General features: G+C 69.8%; 11 protein-coding genes. 5 read left to right on the forward strand and 6 right to left on the reverse strand.

Annotation, left to right across the window (positions count from 1 at the left end; all coding sequences use genetic code 11):
- Positions 1-8 precede the first annotated feature (8 nt).
- Positions 9-3,521 carry a methionine synthase gene (gene metH / locus ACZ4LX_RS22860; protein WP_467647868.1) on the reverse strand — a complete coding sequence of 1,171 codons (3,513 nt, stop codon included), beginning with the start codon at positions 3,519-3,521 and terminating at the stop codon, positions 9-11.
- 239 nt (positions 3,522-3,760) lie between these two features.
- On the opposite strand from metH, the gene ACZ4LX_RS22865 reads away from it, so the two are divergent.
- From ACZ4LX_RS22865 to ACZ4LX_RS22885, 5 genes are all read left to right on the forward strand, one after another.
- Entirely contained in the window at positions 3,761-4,525 is a 765-nt protein-coding gene (locus tag ACZ4LX_RS22865; RefSeq protein WP_467647864.1) for an IclR family transcriptional regulator, read from the forward strand.
- A gap of 229 nt (positions 4,526-4,754) precedes the next feature.
- The gene (locus ACZ4LX_RS22870) at positions 4,755-5,546 is read left to right on the forward strand and encodes an MIP/aquaporin family protein (RefSeq protein WP_467647862.1); all 792 of its coding nucleotides are present in this window, start codon (positions 4,755-4,757) and stop codon (positions 5,544-5,546) included.
- 56 nt (positions 5,547-5,602) lie between these two features.
- A complete protein-coding gene (glpK, locus tag ACZ4LX_RS22875) occupies positions 5,603-7,144 on the forward strand; it encodes a glycerol kinase GlpK (RefSeq protein ID WP_467647859.1) in 1,542 nt (513 codons plus the stop codon).
- A gap of 5 nt (positions 7,145-7,149) precedes the next feature.
- On the forward strand, positions 7,150-8,763 hold the full coding sequence (locus ACZ4LX_RS22880; RefSeq protein WP_467647857.1) for a glycerol-3-phosphate dehydrogenase/oxidase: 1,614 nt from the start codon (positions 7,150-7,152) through the stop codon (positions 8,761-8,763).
- A 276-nt stretch (positions 8,764-9,039) separates the two neighbouring features.
- Complete coding sequence (locus tag ACZ4LX_RS22885; protein WP_467647855.1) at positions 9,040-9,711, forward strand: FadR/GntR family transcriptional regulator; 672 nt, start codon at positions 9,040-9,042, stop codon at positions 9,709-9,711.
- Between the two features lie 81 nt (positions 9,712-9,792).
- Here the strand turns inward: ACZ4LX_RS22885 and ACZ4LX_RS22890 are convergent, their stop codons facing one another.
- From ACZ4LX_RS22890 to ACZ4LX_RS22910, 5 genes are all read right to left on the reverse strand, one after another.
- Complete coding sequence (locus ACZ4LX_RS22890) at positions 9,793-10,845, reverse strand: ABC transporter permease (RefSeq protein WP_467647852.1); 1,053 nt, start codon at positions 10,843-10,845, stop codon at positions 9,793-9,795.
- Positions 10,842-12,359, reverse strand: coding sequence for a sugar ABC transporter ATP-binding protein (locus tag ACZ4LX_RS22895; protein WP_467647848.1), 1,518 nt, complete (start codon positions 12,357-12,359; stop codon positions 10,842-10,844). Before ACZ4LX_RS22895 ends, ACZ4LX_RS22890 begins: the two co-directional genes overlap by 4 nt.
- A 2-nt stretch (positions 12,360-12,361) precedes the next feature.
- Positions 12,362-13,402: a sugar ABC transporter substrate-binding protein gene (locus tag ACZ4LX_RS22900; protein ID WP_467647844.1), complete on the reverse strand. Its 1,041-nt coding sequence runs from the start codon at positions 13,400-13,402 to the stop codon at positions 12,362-12,364.
- A gap of 138 nt (positions 13,403-13,540) precedes the next feature.
- Entirely contained in the window at positions 13,541-14,320 is a 780-nt protein-coding gene (locus ACZ4LX_RS22905) for an SDR family NAD(P)-dependent oxidoreductase (RefSeq protein WP_467647839.1), read from the reverse strand.
- Positions 14,317-15,660 carry an enolase C-terminal domain-like protein gene (locus ACZ4LX_RS22910; RefSeq protein ID WP_467647834.1) on the reverse strand — a complete coding sequence of 448 codons (1,344 nt, stop codon included), beginning with the start codon at positions 15,658-15,660 and terminating at the stop codon, positions 14,317-14,319. The genes ACZ4LX_RS22905 and ACZ4LX_RS22910 overlap by 4 nt, the downstream gene beginning before the upstream one ends.
- Positions 15,661-15,895 lie beyond the last annotated feature (235 nt).

Raw genomic sequence — 15,895 nt, forward strand, 5'->3', positions numbered from 1 at the left:
ACGGAGCCTTACCGCGCGTTGAAGTACTTCGCTTCGGGGTGGTGGATGACGATCGCGTCGGTGGACTGCTCGGGGTGGAGCTGGAACTCCTCCGACAGGTGGACCCCGATCCGCTCCGGCTGGAGCAGGTCGGCGATCTTCGCACGGTCCTCCAGGTCCGGGCACGCACCGTAACCGAGGGAGAAGCGCGCGCCCCGGTACTTGAGCGCGAACATGTCCTCGACATCGGCGGGGTCGTCGCCCGCGAAGCCGAGCTCGGAACGGACGCGGGCGTGCCAGTACTCGGCGAGGGCCTCGGCGAGCTGGACGGACAGGCCGTGCAGCTCCAGGTAGTCACGGTAGGAGTTGGCTTCGAAGAGCTTGGCGGTCTCGCCGCCGATCTTCGAACCGACGGTGACGACCTGGAGGCCGATGACGTCCGTCTCGCCGGATTCCTCGGGGCGGAAGAAGTCCGCGAGGCACAGACGGCGGCCGCGGCGCTGGCGCGGGAAGGTGAAACGGGTGCGCTCGGAGCCGTCCTCGTTGAGCAGGATCAGGTCGTCGCCCTTGGAGACGCAGGGGTAGTAGCCGTAGACGACGGCTGCTTCGAGGAGGTTCTCGGTGTGGAGCTTGTCGAGCCAGCCGCGCAGGTGCGGGCGCCCCTCGGTCTCGACCAGTTCCTCGTACGTCGGCCCGTCGCCGGCCCGGGCCTGCTTGAGGCCCCACTGGCCCTTGAACAGGGCGCCCTCGTCGAGCCAGGAGGCGTACTCCTTGAGCTGGATGCCCTTGACGACCCTGCTCCCCCAGAACGGCGGGGTGGGGACCGGGTTGTCGACGGCGACGTCGGAGCGGACGCCCTCCTCCGGCTCCTCGACCTCCAGCACGGCCGTGTCGCGCTTGGGCACGCGGCGCTGCTTGAGCTCGGGCAGGGCGGCGCCCGGGACGCCGCGCTTGACCCCGATGAGCGCGTCCATCAGGCGCAGCCCCTCGAAGGCGTCGCGGGCGTAGCGCACCTCGCCCTCGTAGATCTCGTGCAGGTCCTGTTCCACGTAGGCGCGGGTGAGGGCGGCGCCGCCCAGGATGACCGGGTACTCGGCGGCCAGCTTGCGCTGGTTGAGCTCCTGGAGGTTCTCCTTCATGATCACGGTGGACTTCACCAGGAGGCCCGACATGCCGATGACGTCGGCCTTGTGCTCGTCGGCGGCGTCCAGGATCGCGGAGACGGGCTGCTTGATGCCGATGTTGACGACGTTGTAGCCGTTGTTGGACAGGATGATGTCGACGAGGTTCTTGCCGATGTCGTGGACGTCACCGCGGACGGTCGCCAGCACGATGGTGCCCTTGCCCTCCGCGTCGGACTTCTCCATGTGCGGTTCCAGGTGGGCGACCGCGGACTTCATGACCTCGGCGGACTGGAGCACGAACGGCAGCTGCATCTGGCCGGAGCCGAAGAGCTCGCCGACGACCTTCATGCCTTCCAGCAGCGTGTCGTTGACGATGTCGAGTGCGGGACGGGTCTGCAGGGCCTCGTCGAGGTCGGTCTCCAGGCCCTTCTTCTCGCCGTCGATGATGCGGCGCTGGAGGCGCTCGTCGAGGGGAAGCGCGAGGAGTTCCTCGGCCTTGCCCTCCTTCATCGACTTCATGTTGACGCCCTCGAAGAGCTCCATGAGCTTCTGGAGCGGGTCGTAGCCCTCCGCGCGGCGGTCGTAGACCAGGTCGTGGGCGACCCTGACCTGTTCCTCGTCCAGCCGGGCGATGGGCAGGATCTTCGAGGCGTGCACGATCGCGGAGTCGAGACCGGCCTTGACGCACTCGTCGAGGAAGACGGAGTTGAGCACGACGCGGGCGGCCGGGTTGAGACCGAAGGAGATGTTGGAGAGGCCCAGCGTGGTCTGGACGGCCGGGTGGCGCTTCTTCAGCTCGCGAATGGCCTCGATGGTGGCGATGCCGTCCTTGCGGGACTCCTCCTGCCCGGTGCAGATGGTGAAGGTGAGGCAGTCGATGAGGATGTCCGACTCGCTGATGCCCCAGTTGCCGGTGAGGTCCGCGATCAGCCGCTCCGCGACGGCGACCTTGTGCTCGACGGTGCGGGCCTGGCCCTCCTCGTCGATGGTCAGTGCGATCAGCGCGGCCCCGTGCTCGGCGGCGAGCCGGGTGACCTGGACGAAGCGTGACTCGGGGCCGTCGCCGTCCTCGTAGTTGACCGAGTTGAGGACCGCGCGTCCGCCGAGCTTCTCCAGGCCGGCCCGCAGCACGGGAAGCTCGGTGGAGTCCAGCACGATCGGCAGGGTGGAGGCCGTGGCGAAGCGTCCGGCCAGCTCCTTCATGTCGGCGACACCGTCGCGGCCGACGTAGTCGACGCAGAGGTCGAGCATGTGCGCGCCCTCGCGGATCTGGTCGCGGGCCATCTCCACGCAGTCGTCCCAGCGGGCCTCCAGCATGGCCTCACGGAACTTCTTGGACCCGTTGGCGTTCGTACGCTCACCGATCGCGAGGTACGAGGTGTCCTGCCGGAACGGCACGGTCTGGTAGAGCGAGGCGGCGCCGGGCTCGGGGCGCGGGTCGCGGACGGCGGGGGTGAGGGCGCGGGCCCGCTCGACGACCTGGCGCAGATGCTCGGGCGTCGTACCGCAGCAGCCGCCGATCAGGGACAGGCCGTAGTCGGTCACGAAGGCTTCCTGCGCGTCCGCCAGGCCCTCGGGGCCGAGCGGGAAGTGCGCGCCGTCCTTGGTCAGCACGGGCAGGCCCGCGTTCGGCATGCACATCAGCGGCGTACGCGAGTGCCGGGCCAGGTAGCGCAGGTGCTCGCTCATCTCGGCCGGGCCGGTCGAGCAGTTCAGCCCGATCAGATCGATGCCCAGTGGCTCCAGGGCGGTCAGCGCGGCACCGATCTCGGAGCCGAGCAGCATGACGCCGGTCGTCTCGAAGGCGAGCGAACAGATCAGCGGCACGTCGACGCCCAGGGCGTCCATCGCCCGGCGCGCGCCGATGAGGCTGGACTTCGTCTGCAGCAGGTCCTGCGTGGTCTCCACGATCAGGGCGTCCGCGCCGCCGGCGAGCAGGCCCTCGGCGTTCTGCTGGTAGCCGTCCCGCAGCACGTCGTACGCGACGTGGCCGAGCGAGGGCAGTTTGGTGCCGGGGCCGACGGAGCCGAGGACCCAGCGCTGACGGCCGTCCTTCGCTGCGAACTCGTCGGCGACCTCGCGGGCGATGCGGGCGCCGGCCTCGGACAGTTCGACGATCCGGTCCGCGATCTCGTACTCGTTCGCCGCCGAGTGGTTCGCGCCGAAGGTGTTCGTCTCCACACAGTCCACGCCGACCGCGAAGTACTCCTCGTGCACGGAACGCACGATGTCGGGGCGGGTCACGTTGAGGATCTCGTTGCACCCTTCGAGGTTCTGGAAGTCCTCAAGAGTGGGGTCCTGCGCCTGGAGCATGGTGCCCATAGCACCGTCGGCCACCACCACACGGGTGGCAAGCGCCTCACGGAGGGCTGCGGCTCGGGTCCGGCTGTCAGCGGAAGGGGTCGGCGACGAGGCCATGGAAGTACTCCCTGGGATGCGACGGCTGTCGGCTTTGCGTCTTCGGCGGAAGGCGCACCCGGCCAGGGTAGCCGGGCAGCACCCCGGGCCGTCACTCTGTCCCACGAATCGGACTGCATGCTGTGCAAACGGCCGTCCGGGCTGCCGGGGTGCCGCAGAATTCCCTGGCGATCGAGCACGGGTCGGCATCGACCGATAGTGTTCAGCATTGTCGAACCAAGGTGGAGGAGTACGGCGCGATGGCCAAGAACATCCAGTCTCTTGAGCGGGCGGCCGCGATGCTGCGTCTGCTGGCGGGCGGCGAGCGGCGGCTGGGGCTGTCGGACATCGCCTCCTCCCTGGGGCTGGCCAAGGGCACCGCGCACGGCATCCTCCGCACGCTCCAGCACGAGGGCTTCGTCGAGCAGGACGCGGCGTCCGGCCGCTATCAGCTGGGGGCCGAGCTGCTGCGCCTGGGCAACAGCTATCTGGACGTGCACGAGCTGCGCGCCCGCGCCCTGGTCTGGACGGACGACCTGGCCCGCTCCAGCGGCGAGAGCGCCCATCTGGGCGTCCTCCACCAGCAGGGCGTGCTGATCGTCCACCATGTCTTCCGGCCCGACGACAGCCGCCAGGTCCTGGAGGTCGGGGCCATGCAGCCGCTGCACTCCACGGCCCTGGGCAAGGTGCTGTCGGCCTACGACCCGGTGGCCCACACAGAGGCGCTGGAGGCCGAGCGGCAGTCCTTCACCCCCCACACGGTCACCGATCCGGAGGAGTTCGAGTCGATGCTCGACCTGATCCGCGCGCGCGGCTGGGCGGCCGACGTGGAGGAGACCTGGGAGGGGGTGGCCGCGGTGGCCGCCCCGATCCACGACCGGCGCCGGATGCCGGTGGGCGCCGTGGCGGTCACCGGTGCGGTGGAGCGGGTGTGCGCGGACGGCGAACTGCGGCCCGAGCTGGTGGCGGCGGTACGGGACTGCGCCCGCGCGGTCTCCCGGGATCTGGGCGCCAGGCGCTTCTGAGCACCCTGCGGGATCATCGGTAACGATCGAGTTATAGAACACACAACCCTTGACGTCTCATTCACCCGGGAGAAACACTGCCGTTCATCGGTCGGCATTGTCGAACACCTAACGGAAATACGCGTTAGGGTGTGACGGTGCCTTGGCCGCAACGCCCTCACCTGAGGGCGCGGACCACCGGAGGGACCCGGGGTTCGGCTTCCCTGGACGAACGACAAAGGAGTCGCGGGTGTCCAGCTCCGACATCTTCATCGGCGAAACCATCGGTACCGCCGTACTCATCCTGCTCGGCGCCGGTGTCTGTGCCGCCGTCACGCTCAAGCACTCCAAGGCACAGAACGCCGGCTGGCTCGCCGTCACCTTCGGGTGGGGCTTCGCGGTACTGACCGGCGCGTACATGGTCGGCGGCGTGTCGGGGGCACATCTCAACCCGGCGGTCACCGTCGGCCTGGCGATCGAGGGCGGCACCGAGTGGAGCGACGTACCGCTCTACCTGGTCTCCCAGCTGTTCGGCGCGATGATCGGCGCGGCACTGGTCTGGCTGGCCTACTACGGACAGTTCCGGGCCCACCTCACGGATCCGGAGGTCCTGAGCGCCCACACGGGTGAGGAGGGCATGGTCGACAAGGCCGCGGCCCCCAAGGCCGGACCGGTGCTCGGCGTGTTCTCCACGGGCCCCGAGATCCGCAACGCCGTACAGAACGTCGTCACCGAGATCATCGCCACGACCGTGCTGGTCCTGGCGATCCTCACCCAGGGCCTCAACAACGACGGCAACGGCATCGGCACCCTCGGCGCGCTGATCACCGCGCTGGTGGTCGTCTCCATCGGTCTCTCGCTCGGCGGCCCGACGGGCTACGCGATCAACCCGGTTCGCGACCTCGGCCCGCGTATCGTGCACGCGCTGCTTCCGCTGCCGAACAAGGGCGGATCCGACTGGGGCTACGCCTGGATCCCCGTCGTCGGACCGCTCGTCGGCGGCGCGATCGCGGGCGGGATCTACAACCTCGCCTTCGCGTGAGCCACAGGACCCAGAGCCGTCACCCCCACGACCACACAGACTTCCGGGAGCACACCGTGACCGACGCACACACCACCGGCACCCACGGCACCGGCCCGTTCATCGCGGCCATCGACCAGGGCACCACCTCCAGCCGCTGCATCGTCTTCGACAAGGACGGCCGGATCGTTTCCGTCGACCAGAAGGAGCACGAGCAGATCTTCCCGAAGCCGGGCTGGGTCGAGCACGACGCGGCCGAGATCTGGGAGAACGTCCAGGAGGTCGTGGCGAGCGCCATCGTCAAGGCCGGCATCACCGCCGCCGACGTGAAGGCGATCGGTATCACCAACCAGCGCGAGACCACCCTGCTCTGGGACAAGAACACCGGCGAGCCGGTCCACAACGCCCTCGTCTGGCAGGACACCCGCACCGACGCGCTCTGCAAGGAGCTCGGCCGCAACGTGGGCCAGGACCGCTTCCGCCGCGAGACCGGGCTGCCGCTCGCCTCGTACTTCGCCGGCCCGAAGGCCCGCTGGCTGCTCGACAACGTCGAGGGGCTGCGCGAGCGCGCCGAGCGCGGCGACATCCTCTTCGGCACCATGGACTCCTGGATCATCTGGAACCTGACCGGCGGCACCGACGGCGGCGTCCACGTCACGGACGTCACCAACGCCTCGCGCACGCTCCTGATGAACCTGCACACCATGGCGTGGGACGAGAAGATCCTCGCGTCCATGGACATCCCGGCGGCCCTGCTGCCCGAGATCCGGTCCTCGGCCGAGGTGTACGGCACCACCAAGGGCGGCGTGCTCGACGGTGTGCCGGTCGCCTCCGCCCTCGGTGACCAGCAGGCCGCGCTGTTCGGCCAGACGTGTTTCGCCGAGGGCGAGGCCAAGTCGACGTACGGCACCGGCACCTTCATGCTGATGAACACCGGCGAGACGCCCGTCAACTCCTACAACGGGCTGCTGACCACGGTCGGCTACCAGATCGGCGACCAGAAGCCGGTCTACGCCCTGGAGGGCTCGATCGCCGTCACCGGTTCGCTGGTGCAGTGGATGCGCGACCAGATGGGCCTGATCCAGTCCGCGGCCGAGATCGAGACCCTGGCCTCATCGGTCGAGGACAACGGCGGCGCGTACTTCGTGCCGGCCTTCTCGGGCCTCTTCGCCCCGTACTGGCGCCCCGACGCCCGAGGCGTCATCGCCGGTCTCACCCGCTACGTCACCAAGGCGCACATCGCCCGTGCCGTGCTGGAGGCCACCGCCTGGCAGACCCGTGAGATCAGCGACGCCATGACCAAGGACTCCGGCGTCGACCTGACCGCGCTCAAGGTCGACGGCGGGATGACCTCCAACAACCTGCTGATGCAGACGCTCGCCGACTTCCTGGACGCACCCGTGGTGCGGCCCATGGTCGCCGAGACCACCTGCCTCGGCGCCGCCTACGCCGCCGGCCTGGCCGTCGGCTTCTGGCCGGACACCGACGCGCTGCGCGCCAACTGGCGCCGGGCCGCCGAGTGGACCCCCCGCATGGACGCGGACACCCGCGACCGCGAGTACAAGAGCTGGCTCAAGGCCGTACAGCGGACCATGGGCTGGCTCGAAGACGAGGAGTAGACAACATGACCACCCTGCAGAGCGTCCCCGCCCTAGGGACGCACCCGGCCTCCGGCTCCCTTCCGAGCCGCGCCGAGACTCGGGAGCAGCTCTCCAAGGCGACGTACGACCTCCTGGTGATCGGTGGCGGCATCCTGGGCATCTCCACCGCCTGGCACGCCGCGCAGTCCGGGCTGCGGGTGGCCCTGGTGGACGCCGGCGACTTCGCCGGCGCCACCTCCTCCGCCTCCTCCAAGCTGCTCCACGGCGGTCTGCGCTACCTGCAGACCGGTGCGGTGAAGCTGGTCGCGGAGAACCACTTCGAGCGGCGGGCGGTGTCGCGCGAGGTGGCCCCGCACCTGGCCAATCCGCTCACCTTCTACCTGCCCGTCTACAAGGGCGGGCCGCACGGCGCGGCGAAGCTCGGCGCGGGGGTGTTCGCGTACTCGGCGCTGTCGGCCTTCGGCGACGGGGTCGGGCACGTGATCAGCCCGGCGAGGGCGCGGCGTGATGTGCCGGAGCTGCGTACGGACAACCTGAAGGCCGTCGCGGTGTACGGCGACGACCAGATGAACGACGCGCGGATGGCACTGATGACGGTCCGCGCGGCCGTCGATGCCGGGGCGACCGTCCTCAACCACGCGGCGGTGACCGGGCTGCGGTTCACCAAGGGCCGGGTGACCGGCGCCGATCTGGAGGACCGTCAGGACGGCGCGGAGTTCGGCGTCAACGCCCGGCTGGTGCTGAACGCCACCGGTCCGTGGGTCGACCACCTGCGGAAGATGGAGGACCCGGACGCGGCGCCTTCGATACGCCTGTCCAAGGGCGCCCACCTGGTCCTGAAGCGCACCCGCCCGTGGAAGGCCGCGCTGGCGACCCCGATCGACAAGTACCGCATCACGTTCGCCCTGCCGTGGGAGGACATGCTGCTGCTCGGTACGACGGACGAGGAGTACGAGGGCGACCCGGCGGACGTCTCGGTCACCGAGAAGGACACCGCGCAGATCCTGGACGAGGCGGCGTTCTCGGTCAGGGACCAGCAGCTGTCGCGGGATCTGATCACGTACTCCTTCGCGGGGCTGCGGGTGCTGCCGGGCGGGCCCGGCGACACCTCCAAGGCCAAGCGCGAGACGGTGGTGACCGAGGGCCGTGGCGGGATGCTGTCGGTCGCGGGCGGCAAGTGGACGACGTTCCGCCACATCGGCCGTACGGTGATGAACAAGCTGGCCGCGCTCCCCGGGCACCCCCTGGCCGAGGACATGGAGCCGATGGCCCGGCTGCCGAGGAAGCTGCCGCTGCCCGGTATCGCCAACCCGAACGCGGTGGCGCACCGTCTGCTGGTCGACGGCGGCACGCCGGGTCCGCGGATGTCGGCCGACACGGCACGGCACCTGGCCACGCACTACGGGTCGCTCTCCTTCGACATCGCCCGGCTGGCCAACGAGAACCCGGCGCTCGCCGAGCGCATCCACCCGGACGCGCCGGAGATCTGGGCGCAGGTCGCCTATGCGCGCGATCACGAGTGGGCGGAGACGGCGGACGACGTGCTGCGGCGCCGGACGACGCTGACGATCCGGGGACTGGCGACGGACGAGATCCGGGCCGGCGTCGAGTCGGTGCTGGGCGACCGCAGGAGCTGACACATACGGGTGGGGGCGGCATCCGGCCGGATGCCGCCCCCACCCGCGTGCGCTGTTTCAGCAGACTGTTTCAGCCGGCCGTTTCGGCGGGGCCCCTTCGCCGGCGCCGTTTCGCCGGGCCGTTTCACCGGGGCCGTTTCGGACTCCGCCGCATGGATCCGGGCGAAACGGCGCGCCCTTCCGGTTCCGCCGGGGTCCGGCTCCCCCCGAAAGGCGTGTCGGCCCTCTCCGGGGACGCATAATGGGGGCGATACATCGGATGTCTGGAGGTCGCCCATGGCTGTCACTGACGAGGCCATCGAGAAGATCAAGGGAATGATCGTCTCCGGTGCGCTACGGCCCGGCGATCGTCTCCCCAAGGAGAGCGAACTCGCCGCCGAACTCGGCCTGTCCCGCAACTCGCTGCGGGAGGCGGTGCGCGCCCTGTCGCTGATCCGCATTCTCGATGTCCGCCAGGGCGACGGGACGTATGTCACCAGTCTCGACCCCCAGTTGCTGCTGGAGGCGCTGAGCTTCGTGGTGGATTTCCACCGCGACGACACGGTGCTGGAGTTCCTGGCGGTCCGCCGGATCCTGGAGCCGGCCGCGACCGCGATGGCGGCGAGCCGCATCGGCGAGGAACAGCTGGACGCGCTGAGCGCCCAGCTGGACGCGCTGGGCGAACGCCCCTCGGTCGAGGAGCTGGTCGCCTGCGACCTGGAGTTCCACCGGGGCATCGTGCAGTCGTCCGGCAACTCGGTGCTCTGCTCCCTGCTCGACGGGCTCTCCGGGCCGACGACGCGGGCGCGGGTCTGGCGCGGGCTGACCCAGGAGGACGCGGTGAGCCGCACACTCCATGAGCACCGTGCGATCCTCTCGGCGCTGCGGGACCGCGACGCGGAGGCCGCACGCGCCTGGGCGACGGTCCATGTGGCGAGCGTGGAGCAGTGGCTGCGGTCGACGCTGTGACCCAGGGGCTCCGCCCCGGACCCGGGTCCTCGAACGCCGGACGGGCCCGCACGGCCCGTCCGGCGTGAGTGAACCGGAGGTTCAGTCCTGCTTCTCGCCGCTCGCGAAGCGGGAGATCACCAGGGCGACGATGATGATGGCGCCGTTGAGGAACTGGTTCCACAGCGCCGGGACGCCGCCGAGCGTCATCACGTTGACCACGAGCTGCAGCGTCAGTACGCCGGTCAGCGCACCGAACAGTGTGCCTCGGCCGCCCTTGAGGCTGATGCCGCCGATCACCGCCGCGGCGAACACCTGGAAGATCCAGCCGTTGCCCTGGGTCGCGGCGACCGCCCCGTAGTGGCCGGTGTAGAGGATGCCCGCGAACGCGGCCAGCAGACCGCCGACGGCGAGCACGATCCAGGTGACCCGGTCGACCCGGATGCCCGCGGCGCGTGCCGCTTCCGGGTTGCCGCCGATCGCGTACAGCGAGCGTCCGTGGCGCAGCCAGGCCAGGGCCGCGCCGCCGATCGCGAAGAGGACCAGGCAGATCCAGACGGCGGCCGGGGCACCGAACCACGAGGTCTTTCCGAGGTAGCGGAAGGACTCCGGGACGTCGGTGATGGACTTGCCCTCGGTGATGCCGATGTGGAGGCCGCGCAGCATCGTCAGCATGCCGAGCGTGGCGATGAAGCCGTTGACCCGCAGCTTCAGCATCAGGAAGCCGTTGACGGCGCCGATGGCGAGCCCGACCAGCAGACACAGCGGGATCGCCGACCAGGTGGGCAGCGCTCCGAGGCCGGCGAAGCGGCCGCCCTCGGCGGGCAGCACCAGCCACATGGCGACGACGGGCGCGATGCCGATCGTCGACTCCAGCGAGAGGTCCATCCGGCCGCTGATGAGGATCAGCGCCTGCCCCAGGACCAGCAGGCTCAGCTCGGAGGACTGCTGGACGACACTGATCAGGTTGTCGGAGGTGAGGAAGACCGGCGAGACGATGAAGCCGATCAGCATCAGCACCAGGATCACCGGCACCAGGGAGAAGTCGCTCCACCGGATCAGCTTGAGCCGGCTCAGCGGGCTGTCCTGGCCCGCACCGCTCTTCGCTACCGCGTTGATGTCGTCGGCCGTCGACGGCCGTATCGTGCCGGTCATTCCCTCTCCCCCACGCCTTCCATGGCGGCGACGAGCTCCCCGTCGGACCACCCGCTTGCGAATGTTGCGACGACCCGGCCGTGGAACAGGGCGAGGACCCGGTCGCAGACCCGCAGATCGTCCAGCTCGTCCGAGACGACGACCGCGGCTTTGCCCTCGTCGGCGACCCGCCGCACCACCCCGAGCAGCGAGTCCTTGGACCTGACGTCCACGCCCGCGGTAGGCCGGACCGCCACCAGCACGCCGGGCCCGCGGGCCAGTGCGCGGGCGACCACCACCTTCTGCTGGTTGCCCCCGGAGAGGCCGGAGACGGGCTGCTCCGGTCCCTGGGTCTTGATGTCCAGCGATTCGATCATGCCCTGGGCGAACTCCCTTGTACGGGAGGGGAGTACGGTCCCCCACGGGCCGAGCTGGTCGGTGACCGTGAGCGTGGCGTTCTCGGCGACGCTGCGCTCCAGGACCAGCCCCTGGTCGTGCCGGTCCTCGGGGATGTAGCCGATCCCGGCGGCCAGGGCGTGCGGGACGCTGCCCGGGCGGACGGCCTGTCCGCGTACCCGGACCGTACCGCCGTCCGCCTTGCGCATGCCCGCCAGCACCTCGCCGAACGCGGTGTTGCCGCTGGCCGCGGAGCCCGCGATACCGACGACCTCACCGGGGCGCACCTGGAGGTCCAGAGGTTCGAACCGGCCTTCCAGGGTGAGCCCTTCGGTACGCAGGACGGGCTCCGCCGACGCGTCGGGGGCCGCGGTGCCGGCCGCGTGCCAGGCGACGGCTCCGGCGGACTTCTCGCCCGTCATGGCCGCCACCAGCTCCGTCTTGGTGACGTCGGCGACCGGGGCGGTCAGCACATGGCGGGCGTCGCGGTAGACGGTGACCGCCGTGCACAGCTCGTACACCTCCTGCAGGTGATGGGAGATGAAGAGGAACGCCACTCCCTGGTCCTGCAGTTCCCGGAGCTTGCCGAAGAGCCGGCCGATGCCGCGGGCGTCGAGCTGCGCGGTCGGCTCGTCGAGGACGATCAGGCGGGCCCCGAAGGACAGCGCGCGGGCGATCTCGACGAACTGCCGCTGCTCGACCGCGAGATCGCGCGCCCGGGTGTTCGGGTCGACCTGGACGCCGTACTCGGCGAGGAGCTGCTCCGCGCGCTTGCGCAGCCGTCCCCATCCGATCCAGGGGGACTTGTCGTCGAACCGGTTGAGGAAGAGGTTCTCGGCGACGGTCAGATCGGGGACGACCATCGACTTCTGGTAGACGCAGGCGACCTTCGACTGCCAGGCCGCGGTGTCCCCGAAGGAGGGCGCGGGCTCCCCGCCGAAGGTGACCGTGCCCGCGTCCGGCCTGTGGAGGCCGGTCAACACGCTGACCAGCGTGGACTTGCCCGCGCCATTGCGTCCGACGAGTGCGTGCGACTCGCCGGGACGAACCAGGAGCTTCACCCCGTCGAGCGCCACGGTCGGCCCGAAGCGTTTGACGACGCCTTCCGCCTGTACGGCAGGTGGTGGTGCCTGGTCCATGACTAGCTCTTCTTTTCCAGCTGGTTGGCCCACAGCTTCGGGTCGTCGACGTTGTCCTTCGTCACCAGGGGCGCGGGGAGCTGGTCCTCGAAGCCGTTGGGGATCTTGATGATCGTGGAGTCGTGGTCCGTCGGCCCCTCCTTGAACGTCTTCCCGTCCAGTGCCGCCTTGGCGTAGTACAGCGCGTACTTCGCGTACAGGTCGGCGGGCTGGGAGATCGTCGCGTCGATCTTTCCGGCCTTGATGGCGTCGAACTCCTCCGGGATGCCGTCGTTGGAGATGATGGTGATGTGGCCCGCCGTCCCGGCCGGCTTCAGCAGCTTCTTCTGTTCCAGGAGCGCGAGCGTGGGCTGCAGGAAGACGCCGCCGGCCTGCATGTAGATGCCGTTGATGTCGGGGTGTGCGGCCAGGGTCGACTGGAGCTTCGCGGAGGCGACGTCGCCCTTCCAGTCGGTGGCCAGCTCGAACACCTCGATGTCCGGGAAGTCCTTGTCCATGCAGGCCTTGAAGGCCTCGGACCGGTCGCGGCCGTTGATGGAGGACAGGTCGCCCTGGAACTCGACCACCTTGCCCTTGCCCTTCAGCTGCTCGCCGAGGTACTTGCAGGCGTTCGTCCCGTACGCCTTGTTGTCGGCGCGCACCACCATGTAGACGCTGCCCTTGTCCGGGCGGGTGTCGACGCTGACGACGGGGATCTTCTTCTCGTTCAGCGTGTTGAGCGACTCGGCTATCGCGCCGGTGTCCTGCGGGGCCATCACCACGGCCTTGGCGCCCTGGTCGGTGAAGGTCTGGACGTTGGCGACCAGCTTGCCGATGTCGTTCTGCGAGTTGGTCAGCGGCAGTGTGCTGACCTCGCCGTCCTTCACCCCCTGCTCGACGTAGTTCTGGTAGGAGTTCCAGAAGTCGCTGTCGCTGCGCGGCAGGTCGATACCGACCTTTCCGCCGCCCGCGCCGCTGTCCGACGATTCGCGGTTGCAGCCCGCGAGGGCGGTGACGGCCAGCAGTACGGCACAGGCCGCCGCACTTGTCGTACGCACTCTCATTGTTGTCCCGTCCTTTGCTGAGTACCGGCTCGAAGGATCTGAAGGATCTGATGGCAATGCGGAGGCACGTGGTGCAGGTGTGCGGATGCGGTGAGAGGTGCGGTCCGGGCTGTCCCGGTCCGGACCGCACCTCTCCGGTCAGCTGTCGGCGGGGCGCAGGCGCAGGCCCTGCATTCCCCCGTCGACGGCCAGCGCCGTTCCCGTCACGGAGCCGGCGGCGGGGCTGGCGAGGTACAGGATCGCGGCGGCGACCTCGTCGGCGGAGACCAGCCGGCCCAGCGGCTGCCGCGCGTTGAGGGCGGCGCGTTCGGCGGCCGGGTCGTCGGCCTGGCCAAGCAGTCGGCCGATCCACGGGGTGTCGGCGGTACCCGGGTTGACGCAGTTGACGCGGACGCCCTCGCGGACGTGGTCGGCGGCCATGGCCAGGGTCAGGGACAGCACGGCACCCTTGCTCGCGCTGTACAGGGCGCGCTGGGGCAGCCCCGCGGTCGCGGCGATCGAGCAGGTCTGGGTGATCGATACGGCGCCGGGGCGTTCGGCCGCGGCCCTGCGCAGGTGCGGCAGCGCGTGGCGGGCGGTGCGGACCATGCCGAGGACGTTGATGTCCAGGACCCGGGTCCACTCGGCGTCGTCGTTGTCCTCGACGCTGCCGATGGAGCCGATGCCCGCGTTGGAGACGAGCGTGTGCAGGGAGCCCAGTTCGGCGGCAGCGTGGTCGACGGCCGCACGGACGGCGGCGTCGTCGGTGACGTCCGCCCGGACGGCGAGGGTACCCTCGGGCGCCCCCTCGGTCTCCCGGTCCAGGACCGCCACACGGGCCCCGCGCTCCAGCAGCATGGTCGCGACGGCGGCCCCGATACCGGAGGCGCCGCCCGTCACCAGAGCGTTCATCCCCTCGAAGTCGCGTGTGCCGGTCATCGGCTGTCCTCCTCATTGGTGCGGCGGGCCTGCCATACGGGGCCCTCCGGATAGCGGTGTGCGGCAATCGACTCGGGGAGCATCCGGGCGGAGAAGCCCGGTGCCGCCGGAGCGGCGTAGCGCCCGGACTCGATCACGACGGGGTCGGCGAAGTGTTCGTGGAGGTGGTCGACGTACTCGATCACCCGGTCCTCCAAGGTGCCGGAGACCGACACGTAGTCGAACATCGAGAGGTGCTGGACCAGCTCGCACAGTCCGACGCCGCCCGCGTGCGGGCAGACGGGCACCCCGAACTTGGCGGCGAGCAGCAGGATCGCCAGGTTCTCGTTGACTCCGGCGACGCGCGCCGCGTCGATCTGGACGAAGTCGACGGCTCCTGCCTGGAGCAGCTGCTTGAACACGACGCGGTTGGCGACGTGTTCGCCGGTGGCGACCTTGACCGGCTGGCCGGCGCGCACGGCGGCGTGGCCCAGGATGTCGTCGGGGCTGGTCGGCTCCTCGATCCAGTGCGGGTCGTACGGCGCGAGCGCGGTCATCCACTCCACCGCGTCGGCGACGTCCCAGCGCTGGTTGGCGTCCACCGCGATCCGCACGTCGGGACCCACGGCCTCACGGGCGAGCGCGAGCCGGCGGACGTCGTCGCCGATGTCGCCGCCGACCTTCAGTTTGATCTGGGTGAAGCCCTCGGCGACGGCCTCCTTCGCCAGGGCGACCAGCTTGTCGTCGGAGTAGCCGAGCCAGCCGGGCGAGGTGGTGTAGGCCGGGTATCCCTCGGCGTGCAGCCGCGCGGCACGCTCGGCCCTGCCCGGTTCGGCGGCACGCAGGATGGCCAGCGCCTCCTCGGGGGTGAGCGCGTCGGTGAGATACCGGAAGTCGACGAGGGAGACGAGCTCCTCGGGCGTCATCTCGGCCAGGAACTGCCAGACGGGTCTTCCCGCGTGCTTGGCCGCCAGGTCCCAGGCCGCGTTGACGACCGCGCCGGCCGCCATGTGCATCACGCCCTTCTCGGGGCCCAGCCAGCGCAGTTGCGAATCATGGGTGAGGTCGCGGTACAGCTCGCCGAGGTCGGCCGCGGTCCGCGGCACCGGACGCCCGATCAGATAGGGCCGCAGCGCGTCGATGGCTGCGGCCATCACCTCGTTGCCGCGCCCGATGGTGAAACAGAAGCCATGTCCCTCGAATTCGCCACCGCCGCCGTCACCGTTCGCGGCGTCGGTACGCAGTACGACATAGGCGGCCGAGTAGTCGGGATCGGGGTTCATGGCGTCCGAGCCGTCCAGCTGTTCCGAGGTCGGAAAACGGATGTCGTGGACCTCGAAGTCCGTGACGGTCTGACTCATGTGCGCCCCCAGGGGAAATAACATCGGACCTTTACTCTGGTCATCCGATGTATAGCGCCCCGAAGGCCCCAACGTCCAGGGTTGAACGGAAATTGACCCCATACAGCTCGGATGTATCGAGAGAACGATGCCCCGCTCCGGTCCGGCGCAGTCCCCTGGCCCGGGTTCATCCCGCCCTGCGCAAGGACTGCGGAGCGAGTGGCCAAAAGCCGTAAGGTTGTTCCGTACGCAAGGG

The sequence above is a fragment of the Streptomyces sp. NPDC026062 genome (genome assembly GCF_055568375.1).

Coding starts and splice junctions, on each gene's coding strand:
- metH (WP_467647868.1), bottom strand. CDS start 3,521: ATGGCCTCGTCGCCGACCCCTTCCGCTGACAGCCGGACCCGAGCCGCA.
- ACZ4LX_RS22865 (WP_467647864.1), top strand. CDS start 3,761: ATGGCCAAGAACATCCAGTCTCTTGAGCGGGCGGCCGCGATGCTGCGT.
- ACZ4LX_RS22880 (WP_467647857.1), top strand. CDS start 7,150: ATGACCACCCTGCAGAGCGTCCCCGCCCTAGGGACGCACCCGGCCTCC.
- ACZ4LX_RS22885 (WP_467647855.1), top strand. CDS start 9,040: ATGGCTGTCACTGACGAGGCCATCGAGAAGATCAAGGGAATGATCGTC.
- ACZ4LX_RS22890 (WP_467647852.1), bottom strand. CDS start 10,845: ATGACCGGCACGATACGGCCGTCGACGGCCGACGACATCAACGCGGTA.
- ACZ4LX_RS22895 (WP_467647848.1), bottom strand. CDS start 12,359: ATGGACCAGGCACCACCACCTGCCGTACAGGCGGAAGGCGTCGTCAAA.
- ACZ4LX_RS22900 (WP_467647844.1), bottom strand. CDS start 13,402: ATGAGAGTGCGTACGACAAGTGCGGCGGCCTGTGCCGTACTGCTGGCC.
- ACZ4LX_RS22905 (WP_467647839.1), bottom strand. CDS start 14,320: ATGACCGGCACACGCGACTTCGAGGGGATGAACGCTCTGGTGACGGGC.
- ACZ4LX_RS22910 (WP_467647834.1), bottom strand. CDS start 15,660: ATGAGTCAGACCGTCACGGACTTCGAGGTCCACGACATCCGTTTTCCG.